This is a genomic window from Mycobacterium gallinarum (assembly GCF_010726765.1).
Classification (GTDB): Bacteria; Actinomycetota; Actinomycetes; order Mycobacteriales; family Mycobacteriaceae; genus Mycobacterium; species Mycobacterium gallinarum.
The window spans coordinates 4,345,570-4,365,354 of sequence record NZ_AP022601.1 but is presented as its reverse complement, the minus strand read 5'-3'; the positions used below and the strand labels follow the sequence as shown (position 1 = coordinate 4,365,354).

General features: G+C 66.7%; 18 protein-coding genes. 4 read left to right on the top strand and 14 right to left on the bottom strand.

Annotation, left to right across the window (positions count from 1 at the left end):
* The first annotated feature begins 114 nt into the window (after positions 1-114).
* Complete coding sequence (locus G6N42_RS21535; RefSeq protein ID WP_163732561.1) at positions 115-720, top strand: YqgE/AlgH family protein; 606 nt, start codon at positions 115-117, stop codon at positions 718-720.
* A 21-nt stretch (positions 721-741) separates the two neighbouring features.
* Here the strand turns inward: G6N42_RS21535 and G6N42_RS21530 are convergent, their stop codons facing one another.
* Positions 742-1,095 (bottom strand): hypothetical protein, encoded by a 354-nt coding sequence (locus G6N42_RS21530; RefSeq protein WP_163732558.1) that lies wholly within the window; start codon positions 1,093-1,095, stop codon positions 742-744.
* An 82-nt stretch (positions 1,096-1,177) separates the two neighbouring features.
* Positions 1,178-2,188 (bottom strand): LpqN/LpqT family lipoprotein, encoded by a 1,011-nt coding sequence (locus tag G6N42_RS21525; protein ID WP_163732555.1) that lies wholly within the window; start codon positions 2,186-2,188, stop codon positions 1,178-1,180.
* A gap of 184 nt (positions 2,189-2,372) precedes the next feature.
* Between G6N42_RS21525 and leuS the strand changes: the two genes are divergently transcribed.
* Together leuS and G6N42_RS21515 are read left to right on the top strand one after the other, a co-directional pair.
* Positions 2,373-5,222, top strand: coding sequence for a leucine--tRNA ligase (gene leuS, locus G6N42_RS21520; RefSeq protein WP_163732551.1), 2,850 nt, complete (start codon positions 2,373-2,375; stop codon positions 5,220-5,222).
* Between the two features lie 97 nt (positions 5,223-5,319).
* Entirely contained in the window at positions 5,320-6,177 is an 858-nt protein-coding gene (locus tag G6N42_RS21515) for a DUF559 domain-containing protein (RefSeq protein WP_163732548.1), read from the top strand.
* Between the two features lie 37 nt (positions 6,178-6,214).
* On the opposite strand, the gene G6N42_RS21510 is transcribed toward G6N42_RS21515, so the two are convergent.
* Complete coding sequence (locus G6N42_RS21510) at positions 6,215-6,910, bottom strand: SDR family oxidoreductase (RefSeq protein WP_163737976.1); 696 nt, start codon at positions 6,908-6,910, stop codon at positions 6,215-6,217.
* Positions 6,911-6,993: 83 nt separating this feature from the next.
* Here G6N42_RS21510 and ggh point away from each other — a divergent pair, with 83 nt between their 5' ends.
* A complete protein-coding gene (ggh, locus tag G6N42_RS21505) occupies positions 6,994-8,334 on the top strand; it encodes a glucosylglycerate hydrolase (RefSeq protein WP_163732546.1) in 1,341 nt (446 codons plus the stop codon).
* Positions 8,335-8,338: 4 nt separating this feature from the next.
* On the opposite strand, the gene G6N42_RS21500 is transcribed toward ggh, so the two are convergent.
* The 11 genes from G6N42_RS21500 to G6N42_RS21450 all read right to left on the bottom strand — a co-directional run bounded on the left by G6N42_RS21500 (position 8,339) and on the right by G6N42_RS21450 (position 19,775).
* Entirely contained in the window at positions 8,339-8,785 is a 447-nt protein-coding gene (locus G6N42_RS21500; protein ID WP_163732543.1) for a MarR family winged helix-turn-helix transcriptional regulator, read from the bottom strand.
* 58 nt (positions 8,786-8,843) lie between these two features.
* Positions 8,844-9,584 carry an amino acid ABC transporter ATP-binding protein gene (locus tag G6N42_RS21495; protein ID WP_163732540.1) on the bottom strand — a complete coding sequence of 247 codons (741 nt, stop codon included), beginning with the start codon at positions 9,582-9,584 and terminating at the stop codon, positions 8,844-8,846.
* Positions 9,584-11,356: an ABC transporter substrate-binding protein/permease gene (locus G6N42_RS21490; protein WP_163732537.1), complete on the bottom strand. Its 1,773-nt coding sequence runs from the start codon at positions 11,354-11,356 to the stop codon at positions 9,584-9,586. Before G6N42_RS21490 ends, G6N42_RS21495 begins: the two co-directional genes overlap by 1 nt.
* 48 nt (positions 11,357-11,404) lie before the next feature.
* Positions 11,405-12,082, bottom strand: a complete 678-nt coding sequence (locus G6N42_RS21485; RefSeq protein ID WP_163732533.1) for a GntR family transcriptional regulator — start codon at positions 12,080-12,082, stop codon at positions 11,405-11,407.
* Between the two features lie 59 nt (positions 12,083-12,141).
* Entirely contained in the window at positions 12,142-12,945 is an 804-nt protein-coding gene (locus tag G6N42_RS21480; protein WP_163732530.1) for an LLM class F420-dependent oxidoreductase, read from the bottom strand.
* A gap of 20 nt (positions 12,946-12,965) precedes the next feature.
* Positions 12,966-15,038, bottom strand: coding sequence for a PhoX family protein (locus G6N42_RS21475; RefSeq protein ID WP_163732527.1), 2,073 nt, complete (start codon positions 15,036-15,038; stop codon positions 12,966-12,968).
* Between the two features lie 187 nt (positions 15,039-15,225).
* Positions 15,226-16,134: an alpha/beta fold hydrolase gene (locus G6N42_RS21470; protein WP_163732524.1), complete on the bottom strand. Its 909-nt coding sequence runs from the start codon at positions 16,132-16,134 to the stop codon at positions 15,226-15,228.
* A gap of 81 nt (positions 16,135-16,215) precedes the next feature.
* Positions 16,216-17,292 (bottom strand): inositol-3-phosphate synthase, encoded by a 1,077-nt coding sequence (locus G6N42_RS21465; RefSeq protein WP_163732520.1) that lies wholly within the window; start codon positions 17,290-17,292, stop codon positions 16,216-16,218.
* A 44-nt stretch (positions 17,293-17,336) separates the two neighbouring features.
* The gene (locus tag G6N42_RS21460; RefSeq protein ID WP_163688827.1) at positions 17,337-17,882 is read right to left on the bottom strand and encodes a PadR family transcriptional regulator; all 546 of its coding nucleotides are present in this window, start codon (positions 17,880-17,882) and stop codon (positions 17,337-17,339) included.
* A 115-nt stretch (positions 17,883-17,997) separates the two neighbouring features.
* Complete coding sequence (locus G6N42_RS21455) at positions 17,998-18,858, bottom strand: DUF1707 SHOCT-like domain-containing protein (protein WP_163732517.1); 861 nt, start codon at positions 18,856-18,858, stop codon at positions 17,998-18,000.
* Positions 18,859-18,875: 17 nt separating this feature from the next.
* Positions 18,876-19,775 carry a DUF1707 SHOCT-like domain-containing protein gene (locus G6N42_RS21450; RefSeq protein ID WP_232076242.1) on the bottom strand — a complete coding sequence of 300 codons (900 nt, stop codon included), beginning with the start codon at positions 19,773-19,775 and terminating at the stop codon, positions 18,876-18,878.
* Positions 19,776-19,785: the final 10 nt, after the last annotated feature.

The following is a 19,785-nucleotide window of genomic DNA, read 5'->3' as shown; positions in this document are numbered from 1 at the left end:
CCGGGGCGGCTTGCGGCGATCGATGTTCGGCGGCCCCCCGACCCACAGTACAAATATCCCGCCGGACCGGCTTTGTTCGCCACGTTCGCTGGTTGCTGATGCGATGATGGTGTGATGGCGCACTCAGAGGACCCGGAGGACTTCATAGCGCCTGCGAAACACCGGGTCCGCGCGGGCACACTCCTGCTCGCCAACACCGACCTGCTCGAGCCGACGTTCCGGCGCAGTGTCATCTACATCGTCGAGCACAACGACGGCGGCACGCTGGGTGTGGTGCTGAACCGGCCCAGCGAGACCGCGGTCTACAACGTGCTGCCGCAATGGGCGAAGCTGGCCACCAAACCGAAGACGATGTTCATCGGGGGCCCCGTCAAGCGCGACGCCGCACTGTGCCTGGCGACCCTGCGGGTCGGTATGGACCCGGCCGGCCTGCCCGGGTTGCGTCACGTGCAGGGCCGCATGGTGATGGTGGATCTCGACGCCGAACCCGATTCGATCGCACCGGTGGTCGAAGGGGTGCGGATTTTCGCCGGTTACTCGGGGTGGACCATCGGTCAGCTGGAGGGTGAGATCGAGCGCGACGACTGGATTGTGCTGTCCGCGTTGCCAACCGACGTACTCGCCGAGCCCCGGATGGACTTGTGGGCTCGGGTCCTGCGCCGTCAGCCGCTGCCGCTGTCGCTACTCGCGACGCACCCAATCGATATCAGCCGCAACTGAAAAGCGCTGCGCGCCAACCGTTCAGCCGCATGACAGCGTGCATGTCGCGCAGGCACCACCACAACCGTCCGCACCGCCCGCAGCGGCCGCCTCTCGGCTCGCGATGACCTTGGCCGCCTGCCAGCAGCCGGCCGCGACCGTGCTCACGGCACCGATTACGCAGACGACGACCACGACGAGCGCGGTGTCGGGGTGGCTTGAGAGCGCCACGGTGCCTGCGGAGGCCAGCATCGCCGCGGCGGCGAGCTGGGTCGGGGCCACCCCGCGGAGCACAGATTGGATCGGATCCGCCGTCCGTGGCCGAGTCAGCAGCCAAACACCGAGACCTGCGATCGCGACTGCGGCGCACAGGCACAACACCGCGACGATGAACATGCGCCACAGAATACGAGGCGGCGGTTCTTGGGTTCAGGGCGTCCCCCCGGGCGCCAGGCTTCGCCCGGGGGAACAGGCCCTGTTATCCAGTTAGTCCAATGGCCGGAGCCGCGGGGGCGGGCGCAGCCGGCTGACCCTGCGGTGCGGGAGCGGGTGCGCCCGGGGGCGGGGTTCCCGGGGGCGGGGTTGCGCCGGGGACGCCGACCTTGAAGCCCCGCACGATCGCGTCGGTGGCGTCGGCCGCCGCGACGACCTGGTCCACGCTAGTGGTCACCGCCAGCGACACCAGGTACTTGTCCGGACCCGCGGTGGCGATGATGTGTCGGCGCGACGTGTCCAGCGTCATGGAGTTGTCGCGGTAGGTGCCTTCGATGGTCGACGTCGGCAGCCCGGCGACCTCGGCGATCGACCCGTTGGTGGACCGCCAGGCGGGAAGCTGCTGGCTGTCGACGAACCCGTGGCTGATCGCCTCGCGCGGGTCGAAGTCGCCGACCAGCTTGTACACCACGACCTGGGCGTTCGAGGAGTACAGGCCATTGCCGCCCACGCGGTCGGCGATCACGGCGAACGCGTCGGGCACATTCGGATCCGGCACGTGTGCCCAGCCCCTCGGCATCGGCAGCACGATGTTGAGGGCCTTGAAGTTCTGGCTGACCTGAGGTTCCATCGCCACGCCCTTGGACTGGAAGAAGTCCGACAGCTTGCCCGCGTTGGCGGGGGTGATCGGTACCGCCGCCGGGGCGGCGACCTGCGGGGCCGTGACGCCGCCGGGCGCGGCCGCGGCGGCGACCGGCGTCGCCGGGGTCAGGGCGGGGTTGGCCATCGCCGGTGCGACCGCGGGATTCGGTGTCGACGGGACCGCCAGCGCGGCGTTGGGTGCGGCGGGGACGGTCAACGCCGTGTTGGGAACGGCGGGGGTGAGGGCGGCGTTGGGTGTCGCCGCGGTCTGCGACACCACGGCGGGACCGGGCTGCGGCGCGACCGGCTGCAGTGGCTGGGCCGCGGCGGGGACGCCGGCGAAGAAGAGGACGCCGACGGTGGCCGCAGCCACACCGGTAGCCGGAGTCCTCCAGCGTCGGGCGTTGTCGTTCATCGCCGTCGGTCCTTTCACTGTCGGGCTCGTCAGCCATGTGGTCAGGCGCCGACTGTATCCACGGCGAAGCGACGGTCACCAGGGCCGGAACCGACCTGGGATCAAGCTCTGACCGACCGGTGACGTAACCGAGACCAACCTGTGGCCGGCGAGAGCACGATCGGCGGGCTTATACCCTGTTCACGTGACTGAATCGCCCGACGCCGGCACTGATGTCCCGCAGCACCGCTATACCGCGGAGCTGGCCGGGCAGATCGAGCGTGCCTGGCAGCAGCGCTGGGCGGACTCCGGGACGTTCAATGTGCCCAACCCGGTGGGCTCGCTGGCCGAGCCTGATCGCGGCCCTGTCCCCGCCGACAAGATGTTCGTGCAGGACATGTTTCCGTACCCGTCGGGGGAGGGCCTGCACGTCGGACATCCGCTCGGCTACATCGCCACCGACGTCTATGCCCGCTACTACCGGATGACCGGGCGTAATGTGTTGCACGCGTTGGGTTTCGATGCCTTCGGTCTACCCGCCGAGCAGTACGCGATTCAGACTGGGACGCATCCGCGCACCAGGACCGAGGCCAACATCGTCAACTTCCGCCGCCAGCTGGGCAGGCTGGGGCTGGGGCACGATGCACGGCGAAGCTTCTCGACCACCGACGTCGACTTCTACAAGTGGACGCAGTGGATCTTCCTGCAGATCTACAACGCCTGGTTCGACCCGTCGGTGGACAAAGCGCGGCCGATCGCCGAGCTGATCGCCGAATTCGATTCGGGTAGCCGGACGTTGGATGATGGCCGGGTTTGGTCGGAGTTGAGCGCCGGTGAGCGCGCCGATGTCGTCGACTCGTACCGACTGGTGTACCGGGCGGACTCGCTGGTCAACTGGTGCCCGGGTCTGGGCACGGTGCTGGCCAACGAGGAGGTCACCTCCGACGGGCGAAGTGACCGCGGCAACTTCCCGGTGTTCCGGAAACGCCTGCGGCAGTGGATGATGCGCATCACCGCTTACTCTGACCGGCTGCTTGACGATCTCGACCTGCTGGACTGGCCGGACAAGGTCAAGACCATGCAGCGCAACTGGATCGGCCGGTCCACCGGTGCGGCGGTCCAGTTCGCGACCGACGCCGGCGACATCGAGGTGTTCACCACCAGGCCCGACACGTTGTTCGGCGCGACGTACCTGGTGCTGGCGCCTGAACACGAGTTGGTCGACAGGCTTGTGGCCGGCCAGTGGCCGGCCGACGCCGACCCACGCTGGACGTTCGATGCGGCGACCCCCGCCGAGGCGGTCGCGGCCTACCGCGCGACCGTCGGAGCCAAGTCGGATCTGGAGCGTCAGGAGAACAAGACCAAGACCGGCGTGTTCCTCGGCGCGTATGCGACGAATCCGGCCAACGGCCAACAGGTTCCGGTGTTCATCGCCGACTACGTGCTGCTGGGATACGGCACCGGGGCCATCATGGCGGTGCCCGGTCACGATCAGCGCGACTGGGAATTCGCCACGACGTTCGGCCTGCCGATCACCGAAGTGATTGCCGGCGGCGACATTTCGCTGCAGGCCTACTCCGGCGACGGCGAGCTGGTCAACTCGGACTATCTGAACGGGCTGTCCGTCGCATCGGCGAAGGAGGCCATCACCAATCGGCTGGTCGCCGACGGGCGCGGGCAGGCCCGCGTCGAGTACAAGCTGCGCGACTGGTTGTTCGCGCGGCAACGGTATTGGGGCGAGCCGTTCCCGATCGTCTACGACGCCGACGGCCGGGCACATCCGTTGCCCGAATCCGCGCTGCCCGTAGAGCTGCCCGACATTCCGGATTACGCCCCGGTGCAGTTCGATCCCGACGATGCCGACAGCGAGCCGTCGCCGCCGCTGGGCAAGGCGACCGAATGGGTGCACGTCGAGATGGATCTCGGCGACGGCCTGCAGCCCTACACCCGCGACACCAACGTCATGCCGCAGTGGGCGGCGAGCTCCTGGTACGAGTTGCGCTACACCGACCCGCTCAACAAGGAAGAGTTGTGCGCCAAGGAGAACGAGGCGTACTGGATGGGACCGCGCCCGGCCGAGCACGGGCCGGACGATCCCGGGGGCGTCGACCTGTACGTGGGTGGCGTCGAGCACGCGGTGCTGCATCTGCTGTACTGCCGCTTCTGGCACAAGGTGCTCTACGACCTCGGCCATGTGTCGTCGCGCGAGCCCTACCGCCGGCTGGTCAACCAGGGCTACATCCAGGCGTTCGCCTACACGGACGCGCGCGGTTCGTACGTGCCTGCCGCCGAGGTCGTCGAACGCGACGGAAAGTTCTACTGGCGCGCACCCGACGGTGAGATCGAGGTCTTCCAGGAGTTCGGCAAGATCGGGAAGAGCCTGAAGAACTCGGTGTCGCCCGACGAGATCTGCGACGACTACGGCGCGGACACGCTGCGGGTCTACGAGATGTCGATGGGCCCGTTGGAGGCGTCGCGGCCATGGGCGACAAAGGATGTCGTCGGCGCCTACCGCTTCCTGCAACGGGTGTGGCGGTTGGTGGTCGACGAGCAGACCGGCGCCGAGCGGTCGGCTGCCCACGAGGCGTTGGACGACGACACCCTGCGGGTGTTGCACCGCACGATCGCCGGAGTATCCGACGACTACACAAACCTGCGCAACAACACCGCCGCGGCCAAACTGATCGAGTACACCAACCACTTGACCAAGCAGGGGGTGACGGCGCGGGCGGCATTGGAGCCGTTGGTGCTGATGGTCGCGCCGTTGGCGCCGCATCTCGCCGAAGAGCTGTGGCGGCGGCTGGGCCACGACACCTCGCTGGCGCACGGGCCGTTCCCGGTGGCCGACCCGCAGTACCTCGTCGAGGACACCGTCGAACTGCCGGTACAGGTCAACGGCAAGGTCCGCGGACGCATCACTGTGCCCGCCGACGCCGATGCCGATGCGCTGGAGGCCGCAGCGCTCGCCGATGCCAAGGTGCAGGAGTTTCTCGACGGCAAGACGCCGAAAAAGGTGATCGTGGTGGCGGGTCGGCTGGTCAACATCGTCGCCTGATTGCGATTTCGGTGTAGTCGGTCGCGCTCACCGCGACTGTTGACACCGAAATCGCTGGCTAGGGAACCCGGCGGACCATCGCTGCGTCCTTGTCGAAGTGCTCAACGAGTATCTGCGTCGACACGACGGTGTGTTGACACTGCGACAGGCTCGCGATGTGGGACTGAGCAAGCACGCCGTCAATCGGCGAGTGCAGTCCGGTCAGTTTCGGAGATGCGCGCCTGGCGTCTACTTCTCAGACGACCGGCCCTTCACCGACGCTGCGCGAGTCCGCGCCACGGTATGGGCCTACGGCGACCTTGCAGTAGCGAGCGGCCTGGCGGCCGCATGGTGGCACGGTCTTACCAACTTCGCGCCGGATCGCGTCGAAGTGACATTGCCACGGAACGGAAGTGGGCGATCGAAGCCAGGTTCGGTCATGCGCAGGCGCGACTTGTCCCTCGCCGACATTGTCGAGCGGCGTGGCCTGCGTGTAACCGCACTGCCGTTGACGGTCATCGAGGCAGCAGTCAGGCAGCGCGGTGGGGTGAAGATCATGGACAAGGCCCTTCAACAGGATGTCCAGCTGTGCGAGCTGTGGGACGCGCACTTGCGGAACAAGGGTCGTTACGGGGCGCCGGCAGCGCGAATACGCCTGCAGGCGGCTTCTGATGGCGCACGGTCTGTCGCCGAACGCCTTCTCGTCAGATGCCTGCGCGAAGCGGGCATCACCGGTTGGCGGACGAATTACCCCCTCGGTGGCTACAAGGTTGACGTCGGGTTCCCTAGACAGAAGGTGGCGATAGAAGTTGACGGGCTTGCGTTCCACAGCGCTACCGAAGACTTCCACGCGGACCGATTGCGTCAGAACAACATCATGCTGATGGGGTGGCAGGTGCTGCGCTTCACCTGGCTGGACCTAACTGAATATCCCGATCGTGTGACCGCCATCATCCGAAACGCGATTTCGGTGTAGCCGGTCGCGCTCACCGCGACTGTCGACACCGAAATCGCTATCGGGGTCGGACGATCACCTCGTGGATGTGCGCGTCGGGCGGCGCGTTGACCGCGTCGGCTATGACTTTCGCGACAGTTTCGGGGCTCAGGTACTTCGAGGGGTCGTACTCACCGCCCTCGTAGGCGACCAGACCTTCCTGCATCTCGGTCGCGATCCGGCCCGGGTGCACCGAGGTCACCCGCAGCGACGGCTCGTCGTTGCGCAGGGAGTCCGCGAACCCGCGTAGTGCGAATTTGCTCGCGGTGTAGGACGCCAGGCCGGGAGACGCGTTGATGCCCGCCCCGGAGTTCACGAAGACGACGTGGCCTCTGGCTGCGCGCAGTGCAGGCAGCAGCGGCAGCGTAAGTGCCGCCGGACCAACGACATTCACGATCATGGTGGAGCGCCACTCGTCGACTGTCGAATCCGGAACGGTGGCCGGGTACGCGACGCCCGCATTGTGGATCAGGACGTCCAGCTCGACGATCGGTTCGACGGCGACCTCGATGGCGTCGAGGTCACCGAAATCGACCGGCCAGGTGGTGGCCCCGTACTCGGCGGCGACCGCGTCGAGTTCCGCCGACGGCCGCCCCGCGAGGAACAACGTGTGGGTGGGTGCGAGTGCGCGGGCGATGGCCGCACCGAGCCCGCGCGAGGCCCCGGTGATCATCGCCGTCGGCTTCGGAGCCGCGCCGGCGGCGACATTCGGCATCCGGGCCGCGTCGGCGGCGACATTCGACACGAAGTCACCCTACCGACCTGCAACTCGTGCCCGGCCGTCGCATCATTGACACGATGGCCCACGATTCCGGCTTCGCGCCGACGCAACTGGCGGCCCGCGCCGCGTATCTTTTGCGTGGCAACGACCTGGGCACCATGACCACGGCGGCGCCGCTGCTGTATCCGCATATGTGGAGCTGGGACGCCGCTTTCGTGGCGATCGGGCTGGCTCCGCTGAGTGTCGAACGCGCCGTCGTCGAGCTCGACACCCTGCTGTCGGCGCAGTGGGCCAACGGCATGATCCCGCACATCGTCTTCGCCAACGGCGTGGACGGATACTTCCCAGGACCGGCGAGGTGGGCCACGTCAGCGCTTGCCGCCAACGCCCCACGTAACCGCCACACATCGGGCATCACGCAGCCGCCGGTGCACGCGATCGCGGTCCAGCGCATCCTTGACCACGCCCGCAGTCGTGGCCGGTCGACCCGCGCCGTCGCCGAGGCGTTTCTCGACCGCCGGTGGGACGACCTGGTCCGGTGGCACCGCTGGCTCGCTGAGGCCCGCGACCCCAGATCGCGCGGCCGGGTCACGATGTACCACGGCTGGGAGTCCGGCATGGACAACTCGCCGCGGTGGGACAGCGCCTACGCCAATGTCGTCCCCGGCCGGCTGCCTGAATACCAGCGTGCGGACAACGCGATCGTCACCGACGCCAGCCAACGGCCGTCGGACATCGAGTACGACCGCTATCTCTGGCTGCTCGAGGAGATGAAGTCGGCTCGTTACGACGACGAGCTGCTACCCAAGGTGATGAGCTTCGCCGTCGAGGACGTGTTCGTATCGGCGATCCTCGCCGTGGCGTGCGATGTGCTGGCCGAGATCGGCGAGGACTACAAGCGGCCACGCTCCGACGTGCGGGACCTGTACGCCTGGGCCGAACGGTTCCGCAGGGGCGTCGTCGAAACCGCCGACGAACGTAACGGCGCGGCAAGGGATTACGACGTGCGGGCCGAGAAGTGGATAGCCACCGAGACGGTCGCGCAGTTCGCGCCGCTGCTGTGTGGCGGGCTGCGGCACGACAAGGAGCGTGCCTTGCTGCGGCTGTTGGAAGGGCCGCGCTTCTGCGGGCATCCGGACCTGAAGTTCGCGCTGATTCCGACGACGTCGCCGGTGTCGCGCGACTTCCGCCCCCGCGAGTACTGGCGTGGGCCGGTCTGGCCGGTGACGACGTGGCTGTTCTCGTGGTGCTTCGCGCGTCGCGGCTGGGCCGAACGGTCGCTGATCCTTCGGCGCGAAGGGCTGCGGCAGGTCAGCGACGGCACCTTCGCCGAGTACTACGAACCGTTCACCGGAGAACCGTTGGGCAGCATGCAGCAGTCATGGACCGCCGCGGCGGTGCTGGACTGGTTGGGCTGAGGGGTTATTCGGCGATGCGCTCGAGCGGGACCAGCGCCTTGGTCAGCGTCTCGAGGTCTTCGGGTCCGAGCTTTTCGAGCAGCTTGGCCAGGAAGGCCCGCCGATTGGCCAGCGCTTCCTGATGCTGGGCCAGGCCCTCGGGGGTGATGTCGACCAGGACCGCCCGTAGGTCGGAGGGGTCGCGGGAGCGCTTCACCAGCCCGAGTTTCTCCAGCCGGCGGATCGCGACCGTCGTCGTGGGTGTGCGCACCCGTTCGTGCGCGGCGAGCTCGGTCATCCTGATCGGTCCCTGCTCCAGCAGGGTCAGCAGAATCGACAACTGGGCAAGAGTCAGATCGCCGGTGGCGGCATCCCGACTGGGATCGCTCCGGCGGAGCACGGAGAACACGCGGGAGAGGACGCGCTGCAGCTCTCCGGCCAGCTCAGCGACCTGCGGTTCGGTCTCCACCATAATTTCGGCAGTCTAACCTGTCTGAGGCTGCCAAGTTGTGTGACGAGCACGTAAAAGCTCAGAGAACTTGCGAAAGGAAGCGTTGGAGCCGGTCCGTCTCGGCGGCCCCGAACACTTGGTCGGGTGAGCCGGACTCGACGACCTTCCCGTGGTCCATGAACACCACGGAGTCCGACGCCGATTGGGCGAACCCCATCTCGTGGGTGACGACGATCATCGTCATGCCATCGGCGCCGAGCTCGGCGATGAGCGCCAGGACGCCCTTCACCAACTCGGGGTCGAGCGCGGAGGTGGCTTCGTCGAAGAACATCACCTGCGGCGCCATCGCCAGCGCCCGCGCGATCGCCACCCGCTGTTGCTGCCCGCCGGACAGGGTCGACGGGCGCACCCCGGCCTTGTGCCTCAGTCCGACGCGGTCCAGTTGGGCCAACCCGAGTTCGCGCGCCTGCTCGGCGTCGAGCCGCTTGAGCTTGCGCGGCGCCAGCGTCACGTTGTCCAGCACGCTGCGGTGCGGAAAGAGGTTGAACTGCTGGAAGACCATTCCGATGCGCTGCCGCAACTGGTCCGGATTGTCGGCCAGTACCGACCGGCCGTCGAGCAGGATGTCGCCGCGATCGGGCTCGTACAACCGGTTCAGCGTCCGCAACAATGTCGACTTGCCCGACCCCGATGGCCCGATGACCGCCGTGGTGGTGCCCGCGGGGACGTCGATGTCCACACCGCGCAGCACCGCGTTGGGACCGAACGACAGGTGAATATCGTTGGCGCTCAACGATACCGGCTCAGCGGGGCTGGTCATCAGATCATCTCCTGACTTCGCGACAGCTCCAGCGGGTCGTCTTCCGCGGTGGGTTTGTTGCCGCGCCGCAATCGGCCGTCGATGTAGTTGACCAAATGTGTCAGCGGGACCGTGAGCAGCAGGTAGAAGATTCCGGCGGCGACCAGTGGCGACAGGTTGCCGGTCTGCGCGTTGAGGTCTCGGCCGACCTGGAACAGCTCGCGCTGGGTGGCGATCAGCCCGAGGAAGTACACCAGCGACGACGCCTTCAGCAGCGAGATGAACTGGTTCATCAAGGCGGGCAGCACCCTGCGGATGCCCTGCGGGATCACCACCAGGCGCATCGACGACGGATACGAGAAGCCCAGCGCGCGTGATGCTTCCATCTGCCCGGACTCGACGCTCTGGATGCCTGACCGGAAGATCTCCCCGACGTACGCGGCGGCCATCAGCCCAAGGGCGGCGATGCCCAGCGGATACGGGTTGTTTCCGGTGAGCCCGCCGACCACCGGGCCGAGCCCGAGTCCGATCAGCAGGATGATCACCACTTCGGGCAGTCCGCGGAAGATGTCGGTGTACACCCGCGCCGGCCAACGGAGCCAGCGATGCCGGGAGATGCCCGCCACCGCCAGTGCCATGCCGAGCGTCAAACCGATCACGGCCGCGCTGACCGTCAGAATCAGGGTGTTGGGCAGGCCGGTCTTGAACAGATCGGGAATGGCCTGTTTGTACAACTCCCAGTTGCCGAACGCCGCAGCCAGTTGGGACAGGGTCGACTTGGGCTCGGACGCAGCCGTAGGCGCCTCCTGGTTCTCGGCGGCGATCGCGGTGAAGTCGGGCAGCTGCGGTGCGGGCGCAGCCTTGGAGCCCGGTTTCCATCCGGGCGGCAGCGCGCGCGGCACCCAATCGGTGTAGAGCCGCGACCAGGTGCCGTCGGCGATGATCGCGTCGAGCCCGGAATTCAGCGCGTTGATGAGCGGCGGGTTGTCGTTCGCGACCGCCCACGCGACGAAGTTGTCCAAGCTGAAGGTGTTTTCGATGATCTCGGCGGGATCGCCCGGTTGCACCGTGCCCGACGCTTGCTGTGACGGCGCCACCCAGGCGTCGATCTGCCGGGTCTTCAGGCTGGCGTAGACGGTGTTGTAGTCCGGGAATTTGACGGGATCCAGGCCGAGCGTGTCGATGACGTACGCCTCCTGGACGGTGCCTTGCACGACGCCGATGCGCTGCCCGGCGGCGAGCTTGTCGAATCCGGTGATCGGCGATCCGGTCGGCACGACGAGCGAGAAGTAGCCGAAGTCGTAGCCGTTGGTGAAACCGACTGTGCGGCGGCGCGCGTCGGTGGTGGTGATGGACGACGACCCGACGTCGAAGCGTCGCGACGCCACCTGTGCCAGCAGGCCGGAGAACTCGGTGCCGACGAAATTGATTCTCAGACCCAGCTTTTCGGCGATGGTCCGCAGTAGCTCGTTGTCGAAGCCAGTGAACTGACCCGCCGAGTCGATGCAGATGCTCGGCGGTGCGTCCGACAATGTGCCGACGGTGAGCGTGCCCGGCACGCTCAGTCCGAGCGATGTGACGTCGATGGAGTCCAGCGGCTGCACTGTCGCGGTGGTGTACCGGTCCTCGTCGGGTCCGGTGGCGGCGGCCGCGAGGTTGGTCGGTAGCGCGCTGGCGCTGGTGATGCCGGGCGGCGCGCACTGGTCGATCTGGGCCGCCGCGGGGGCGGCCATCCCGATGCTGCCGACCAGCAGTGCGATGAGCGCCACGGCGAGTGTCCTACAGAAGCTCATCCCTGCAAGGTATCGACCTCCGGCCCGGACGCACCGCCTTCAGCTCGATCAGAACTCAACGTGCGCCACGCCCTGGGGCGGCAGCACACCGCGGCGCACCAGTTCGGTGAGCATGATCTGCGCCATGAGCGCGGCTCGCCCGTTGTTGGCGGCACGCGCGGCCGGGCCGTCGCCGGCGCGTACGGCGTCGTAGTCCGCCTCCAGAAACCGCAGCAGATCCCGGTGATTGTCTTGGTAAGCCGGCCAGAATGCCCGCGGCAGGAACGACTGCGACCCCCGGATGACGGCGAGTAGCCGTGGGCCCGAGTACTCCTCGTTGATCAGGACGCGGAATTGAAACGCCGCGTCCTGGAAGGCGCGCGAGTCGATGTTGGCGCGCATCGTGTCCAGCAAGGTACTGAGCTGGTGGAGGTGCGCCGGGTTGCGGGCTTCGGCGGCGCGTGCCGACGCGACACCGCTGAGCATCCCATAGATTTCGTGGTGCTCGCGGACGACGGATTCGTCGAACGTCTCCACGTAAGCGCCGCGGTGATATTGCGTCGATAGGATGCCGTCGTGCTCGAGTTGTACGACGGCTTCCTGAATGGGCACCCGTGAAACACCGAGTTCGTGCGCAATCTCGTTGCGGTCCACTCGATCTCCGGACCGGAGTTTGCCGGTCAGAATCAGGTTGACCACGTGCGCCACCACGAGGTCCTTCTCTTTGAATCCATACTTCTTGGGCATGGCGGTACAAGCCTCTCACGGCATATACCCGACCCGGAGCAGTTACGCAGCTTCAGTAATTAGCCGGTGCGACTCGCGCGCCAGCGACACAAAGCCTCCGCCCGCGTCAGATCGTAGTCGGGGCCGTTGACGCCGACGGTCAGCAGGGTCACTCCGAGCCCCGCCAATGCGTCGGCCTCCTTGAGCAGCGCGTCCTCGTCGTCGCCCGCGACACCCGCTGACCTCTCGATTTCAGCGGGATCGCGCCCGACCTCGGCGCAATGGCCGTCGAGCACCTCGGCCTTGCGTGGGTACTCGGCGCTGTCGGCGAAGCTGTGCCAGATGTCGCCGTACTGGGCGACCAGGCGCAATGTCTTCTTTTCACCACCGCCACCGATGAGGATCGGAATGTCGCGCGTCGGTGCCGGATTGAGTTTGGCAAGCCGGGATGTGATCCGCGGCAGCGCGCCCGCGAGGTCGTCGAGGCGGCTGCCCGCGGTACCGAATTCATAGCCGTATTCGTCGTAGTCCTTCTGCTTCCAGCCGGAACCGATACCCAGAATCAGCCGGCCGTCGCTGATGTTGTCGACGGTGCGCGCCATATCGGCGAGCAACTCGGGATTGCGGTACGAGTTGCAGGTAACCAGCGCACCGATTTCCAGCCGGGTCGTCTGCTCGGCCCATGCGCCGAGCATCGTCCAGCATTCGTAGTGCGCACCATCGGGGTCGCCGTACAGCGGGAAGAAGTGATCCCAGTTGAACGCGACGTCGACACCGATGTCTTCACAGCGGCGCACCGCATCGCGGAGGTGGCTGTACTGCGGTGCATGTTGGGGTTGCAGTTGAACGCCGACACGGACTTGTCTCTGGGAAGGGAAGCTCACATCTCCAACCGTACGTTCGCCTAGACGCCGATGTTCCCGTCGGTCCGCCATACCGCGACCACCGACGGCCGTGCCGTCCCGTTGCCGCCTTCGGGCCAGCGTGACACGGGGTCGTCGATGCTGTTGTCGTCGTACTCGCCGGGATGCTGCACACACACCGTCACCAGATCGTCGGTGACGACCGGGCCGCACGCCTCCGCGCCGAGTGGCACGGTGAGGAACTGCTTGGTCTCACCGCGGCCAGGACCTTCGAGCGCGACTGCGAACAGCCCGTCGTTGGAGTCGAGCGCGTTGCCGTCGGTCGATATCCACAGGTTGCCGTGGCTGTCGAACGCCAGGTTGTCCGGGCAGGAGATGGGGCTGACCTTCGTCTTGTCGAACCCGCCGAAGTAGGTGTCCGCCGCGGCGGGGTCGCCGCACACCAGCAGCAGATCCCAGGTGAAGTCGGTGCCCGCGTGGTTGTCGGTGATCTCGAGGACCTGGCCGCTCTTGTTGTCGTTGCGCGGGTTGGCCGCATCGGGTGGGGCCTCCCCGGGGGCGCCGCGCTCGTTGTTGTTGGTCAGCGCGACGTAGACCTTGCCGGTCTTCGGGTTGGCCTCGAAGTCCTCGGGCCGGTCCATCTTGGTGGCGCCCGCTTTGTCGGCGGCCATCCGGGTGAAGACCGCGACCTCCTGCGGCGAGAAGCCGTCGACCAGCGACTCGGCCTGCCCGTCGGGGCCGGAGCGCACCAGCGGCAGCCAGGTGCCCGCGCCGCTGAACGACCCCTTCGACGGCAGCTTGCCCGAGCCGTCGATCTCGTTGGCCGGGATGTCACTGGAGAGCTTCGCGACGTAGAGCGTGCCCTCATCGAGCAGCGTCATGTTGTAGGCGATGGCGGCCGGATCGGTACCGGGGCGCATCTTCTTGCTCGAGACGAATTTGTACATGTAGTCGAAGCGTTCGTCGTCGCCGGTGTACGCGACCACGGTGCCGTCGCCGGTGACGTAGATGTTGGCGCCCTCGTGCTTGAGCCGGCCCATCGCCGAGTGCTTCACCGGCGCCGAGGCCGGATCCCACGGGTTGAGCTCGACGATGTAGCCGAAACGGTTGGGCTCGTTGGGCGTGGCCACCAGGTCGAAGCGTTGGTCAAACGTCTCCCAGAGCAGTGTCGACGGTTCGGCGGAGATGCCGTAGCGGTCGAGGCGGTCGGCGTCCACCGGGGCAGGGGCGGGCGATCCCTCGGCGGCGCCGAAATAGTCCTGGAAGTTCTCCTCGCCGGAAAGCACTGTGCCCCAGGGGGTGACGCCGCCCGCACAGTTGGCAAAGGTGCCTGCGACGGTGCGCCCGGCCGGGTCGGCGGCGGTCTTGACGAAGTCGGTGCCCGCGGCGGGACCGGTGAGCGTCATCGGGGTGTCGGCGGTGATCCGCCGGTTGTAACGGCCCATCACGGGCTTGAGGCCCTGTGGCGTGCGCTCGACCTCGACGACACCCATGCCGACGGCGGCGATCTCGACGTCGAACTGCTCACGGGTCGGCTTGTCCTTGTCGTAGCCGGGGAACATGAACATGGGGTCGACGTACTCGAAGTTGGTCACCAGCAGGAAGCGATTCTGCTGACCCGGGATCGGCAGCAGACCGGCGAAGTCGTTGTTGAAGCCGAATTGTGCCCGCTGGGCGGCACCGGTCTGCCCTGCCACGTCGAACTTGGGCGCACCGGGCAGCACGGGGTCGCCCCAGCTGATGACGACCGCCTGCTGGTAGCCGTCGGCGATGACGACGGCGTCCTCGCTGTTGGGCGCAACCGAGGTGAACCTCATGCCCGGGGGCGGCTCGGCGGGGGCCGTGGACGACGAGGTCGGTGTGGCGGCCGGCTGTTCGTCGCTTCCACAGGCGGCCAATGCCGAACCGGCACCCACGGCCAGCACCGCGATGCCGCCGGCCCGCAGCATCGAGCGGCGCGACAAGGCTTTGACGATGTCGCCGAAGTACTCGTTGTCGCTGGTGTTGGGGACCGGCTTGGAGCATGCGTCGCCGCATTTGTAGACGCAGGTGATGTGCTGACGCTTGGACTTGCCGTTGTGGGTGACGAGCAGATTGAGAGGCACGAGCGCCATGGCTGCGGTTCCTTCTGTTGGGCTGCCCGGCCAGGGCTGCGGCCAGACGCGCGAAAACCTACGACAACAGGTGTAGCAGTCGGCAAGCAACAGATGAACGGAAATCAAACGATCGAGCGCGGCGGTTGTAACGGCACGGCGAGGAATCGCGCGAATTCCCGCCACCCCGTTACATTCGGCGACGCGCCTAGTCGAGCAACCCGCGCAAGATCTCGACGAGGCGCACCGGCTGATCGCTCTGCACCGAGTGTCCGGAGTCCTCGACGATGTGCACGTTCTGGAATCCCGGTGCGATGCGGGCGAATTCGGCGGCATCGTCATCGTTGACGAAGAACGAGTTCGCGCCCCGCACCAACGTCGTCGGCGTGGTGAGTTTGGGGACGTCGTCCCACAACCCCTGAAAACCTGAGTAGCCCTTATCGCCCCGGATCGAGTCGTAGCGCCATGTCCAGGTGCCGTCATCGAGCCGTCTGGCGTTGTGGAAAACACCGCGCCGCAACGACTCCCGGTCCCGATGCGGTGCGGCCGCAACGGTGACCTCGAGCATCGCGTCGAAGCTCGGGAACGACTTCTCGCCCTGAACCAGCGCGACGGTGCCCTTCTGCTCGTCGGTCATCTCGGTGTGCCGCTCGGGCGCCGACGGCGTCACGTCGACGAGAACCAGCTCGCGGACGAGTTCGGGTGCGGTGACCGCCAGTCGCAGTGCCGTGAGCCCACCCAGCGACATTCCGACGACCAGGTCGGCGTCCGACGCGAACGCACGCACGACGGGTTCTATGGCGGTGGCATTCAGCTTGGGCCCGTAGTCGCCGTCCTCGCGCCATGCCGAGCGCCCGTGCCCCGGCAGATCGATCGACAGGGCCGGCTCGCCGAGGCCGATGATCACGGTGTCCCAGGTGTGCGCGTTCTGTCCGCCGCCATGCAGGAACACGACCCGTGGCGCGGCATCGCCGAACTTCAGCGCGCTGATGGCGGCGGTGTCGATGCGCTCGACGGACGGCAGCGAGCCTGTCACACCGGCCTGCTTGGCGTTCTCCTTGAGGAAGGTGAACTCCGAAAGGGAGGCGAGCTCGTCATCAGCGCTGATGTCGGTCATTAGCTGACCCTAACTGACGGCGATTTGTGCACGTTCAGGAGCGCTCACCGCTCCAAAACGCACACAAATCGCCGGGAAGAATCAGCCCTCGATGAAATCTTCGAGCTGCGCGCGAGCAATGTCGTCGGGCAGCTGCTTCGGCGGGCTCTTCATCAGGTACGCCGACGCGGCGACGACGGGTCCGCCGATGCCGCGGTCCTTGGCGATCTTGGCGGCACGCACCGCGTCGATGATGACGCCCGCCGAGTTCGGCGAGTCCCACACCTCGAGCTTGTACTCCAGGTTCAGCGGCACATCACCGAACGCGCGACCCTCCAGCCGCACGTACGCCCACTTGCGGTCGTCGAGCCAGCCGACGTGATCGGACGGGCCGATGTGGACGTCCTTGGTCTTGAACTCGCGCTGCAGATTCGAGGTGACCGCCTGGGTCTTCGAGATCTTCTTCGACTCGAGGCGCTCGCGCTCGAGCATGTTGAGGAAGTCCATGTTGCCGCCGACGTTGAGCTGCATCGTGCGGTCCAGCTGCACGCCGCGGTCCTCGAACAGCTTGGCCATCACGCGGTGGGTGATCGTCGCGCCGACCTGGCTCTTGATGTCGTCGCCGACGATCGGCACGCCCGCGTCCTCGAACTTCTTGGCCCACACCGGGTCGGAGGCGATGAAGACGGGCAGCGCGTTCACGAACGCCACCCCGGCGTCGATGCAGCACTGCGCGTAGAACTTGTCGGCCTCTTCCGAGCCGACGGGCAGGTAGGACACCAGCACATCGACGGCGTTGTCCTTGAGGATCTTGACGACGTCGGCCGGCTCGGTGTCAGACACCTCGATGGTGTCGGCGTAGTACTTACCGATGCCGTCGAGCGTCGGGCCGCGCTGCACGACCACATTGGTGGGCGGCACGTCGGCGATCTTGATGGTGTTGTTCTCCGACGCGAAGATGGCTTCGGAAAGGTCGAAGCCGACCTTCTTGGCGTCGACGTCGAACGCGGCGACGAACTTCACGTCGCGCACGTGGTACGGGCCGAGCCGCACATGCATCAGGCCGGGAACCGTGGCGTTCTCGTCGGCGTCCTTGTAGTACTGCACGCCCTGTACCAGCGACGACGCGCAGTTTCCCACGCCGACGATCGCGACGCGCACGTCTGATTTAGAAGTCATGACGGCTTCTTCCCTTCTGTCCCTGTCCTACAACCCGGTCGTAATTACGGCTGTTCAGCCCGTTGCTGCGCGGTCCGTTCCGCCGCAATCAGTTCGTTGAGCCATTTCACTTCGCGCTCGCTGGACTCCAACCCGAGCTGGTGAAGCTGCCGGGTGTAGCGGTCGATCGAGCTGCTGGCCCGCGCCACTGCTTCGCGCAGGCCCTCGCGGCGCTCCTCCACTTGACGACGGCGGCCCTCCAGAATCCGCATCCGCGCTTCGGCGGGTGTGCGGTTGAAGAAGGCGAGGTGAACGCCAAATCCGTCGTCGGAGAAGTTCTGGGGGCCGGTGTCGGCAACCAGTTCGGTGAATCGTTGGATGCCTGCTTCGCTGAGCCGGTAGACGCGTCGCGCGCGGCGCATCTTGGGGATGCCTTCCGGGGCGGCGTCCTCCACGATCAGTCCGTCGGCCTGCATGCGCCGCAGCGCGGGGTACAGCGAGCCGTAGGAAAACGCCCGGAACGCGCCGAGCAGACCGGTCAGACGTTTACGCAGCTCGTAGCCGTGCATGGGAGATTCGAGCAGAAGGCCCAGGATGGCGAGCTCCAACATCAGATCGCCCCCTTTGCTTTCCGTTACGGCGGTCCAACACCTCCGCCAATAGTATCGCGCCGATATATTCAGCGCCAACGCAGGGTTACGCCGCGGTGCCTCGCGAACCCGGCGGTCAGGTGACGTCGTCGATGCGTTTGACCGTGCCGTCGCCCGCGAAGGTGACCGAACCGCTGCCGAAGTCACTCGACACGTTTGCGCGCAGCGTCAGTTCGCCGGGGGCCGTCGGATCTTTCGCCGGGTCGATGGTCAGGTAGGTGCTGTCCTTCTTCACGTCGGCGGGGTTCAGGCCGACGGTCTCGGCGGCGCCGCGCAGGATGCCGACCGCAGTTTCGACGTCGAACGCACCCAGGTCCACCAGGACGTCATCTTCGCTCTTGGCCGAGGTGGTCGGATCGTCGAACCCGCCGCGATAGGTGTAGCTCAGCTTGCGGCGCTCATCGCTGGGGTCGGGCCGGTACAGCACCGCGTACTCCGGATAGATCACCATGTCGTATCCCATGGTGTCGCCGAACTGCTGGCGCATCTGCTCGAGCAGCCCGTTGAGACCACCGAGCGACTGGAGCTGCTTGGGCGGCGTCAAAACCTTCCCCGGGATGCCGTCGGACTTAGCACCCGGATCGGAGGTGAAGCTCAGCGGCGAGGTGGTGTTGCCGTAGAGGCCCCAGCCGATGCCGATGCCGAGCGCGACCAGCACGCCGGCCACGGCCAGGCGGATTCCCCACCCTCCGCCGCCCGACGGCATCTTGGACTGCCGCTTGAGGTCGGGTAACTGAACGGGTGCATTGCCGGTCTGCAGGTCGGAGATCAGCGACTGCAGGTCGCCGAGCGTCTCCGACTGCGTCGCCAGGGCGACACGGGTGCGGTGCTCTTCCATCGACAGCTGCCCGTCGGCGAGCGCGCTGTCGAGAATCTGGCAGGTGTCGTTGCGGTCGCTGTCTTTGGCCCGCGTTCCTGCTGTTTGCCGGTTCGCCACGACGACGATCGTAAATGTCAGCCGGGGTACTCGACGCGCTTGGTGTTGCCCGCGCTGTCGAGATAGATGTATCCGTCCGCGCCGGACGTGCTGGACACCTGCACCAGCAATTCCAGCGCGGGGGCGCCATCGGGACCCGGCACCTCATCGATGTCCACGACGATCTCTGAGACATCGGAGGGCTGGACACCGACCATCTCCGGCGCGGCGCGTAGAGCCTCCACCACCGCCTCCACATCGAAGGCGCCGAGGTCGGTGGGGTTGTCTTCGTCGTCCCTCGGTCTGCTGGTGGGATCCCCCCAGCCGTTGTCGAACGTGTACAGCAGTTTTGACTGATCGTCGTTGGGGTCCGGGCGGAAAAGCATGGCGCGGTCGGGAAAAATCGCGAGCTCGATGCCCGTGGTGTCGCCGAACCGCGCGCGCATCTGGTCGAGTAGGCCCGTCATGCCACCCAATGTGTGCAACTGTTTCGGCAGGCTCAGCACCGTCGGCTCCACGCCGTCGGGTGCGGCTCCGGGGTCCGCGGGCTTCTTCGGCGCGGCCGGACCTGCCGGCGCTGGGGGCGCTGCGACGCTCGGCTTCCCGGTATCCGGGTCTGAACTATTGGCGATGACCACGCCGACCACGATGACTATCGCCAGTACCCCGCTCACGGCGGCCGCGACCAGCAGTTGGCCCTTGCCACTCATCCCGAACGTTCGACGCGGGCGCGGCGTCACGGGCGCGCTCGTCGGCTGCAGGTCGGTGATCAGGTCCTGGAGTTCGCCGAGTGTGCCGGCCTTGGTCGCGAGGGCGACCCGATGGCGATGCTCTTCCATGGAGAGTTGCCCCTCGGCGAGTGCGCTGTCGAGGATCTGGCAGGTGTCGTTACGGTCGGTGTCCCTCGCCCGCATCCGTGGTGTGTGCCGCGCAGCCACGTCGATGATC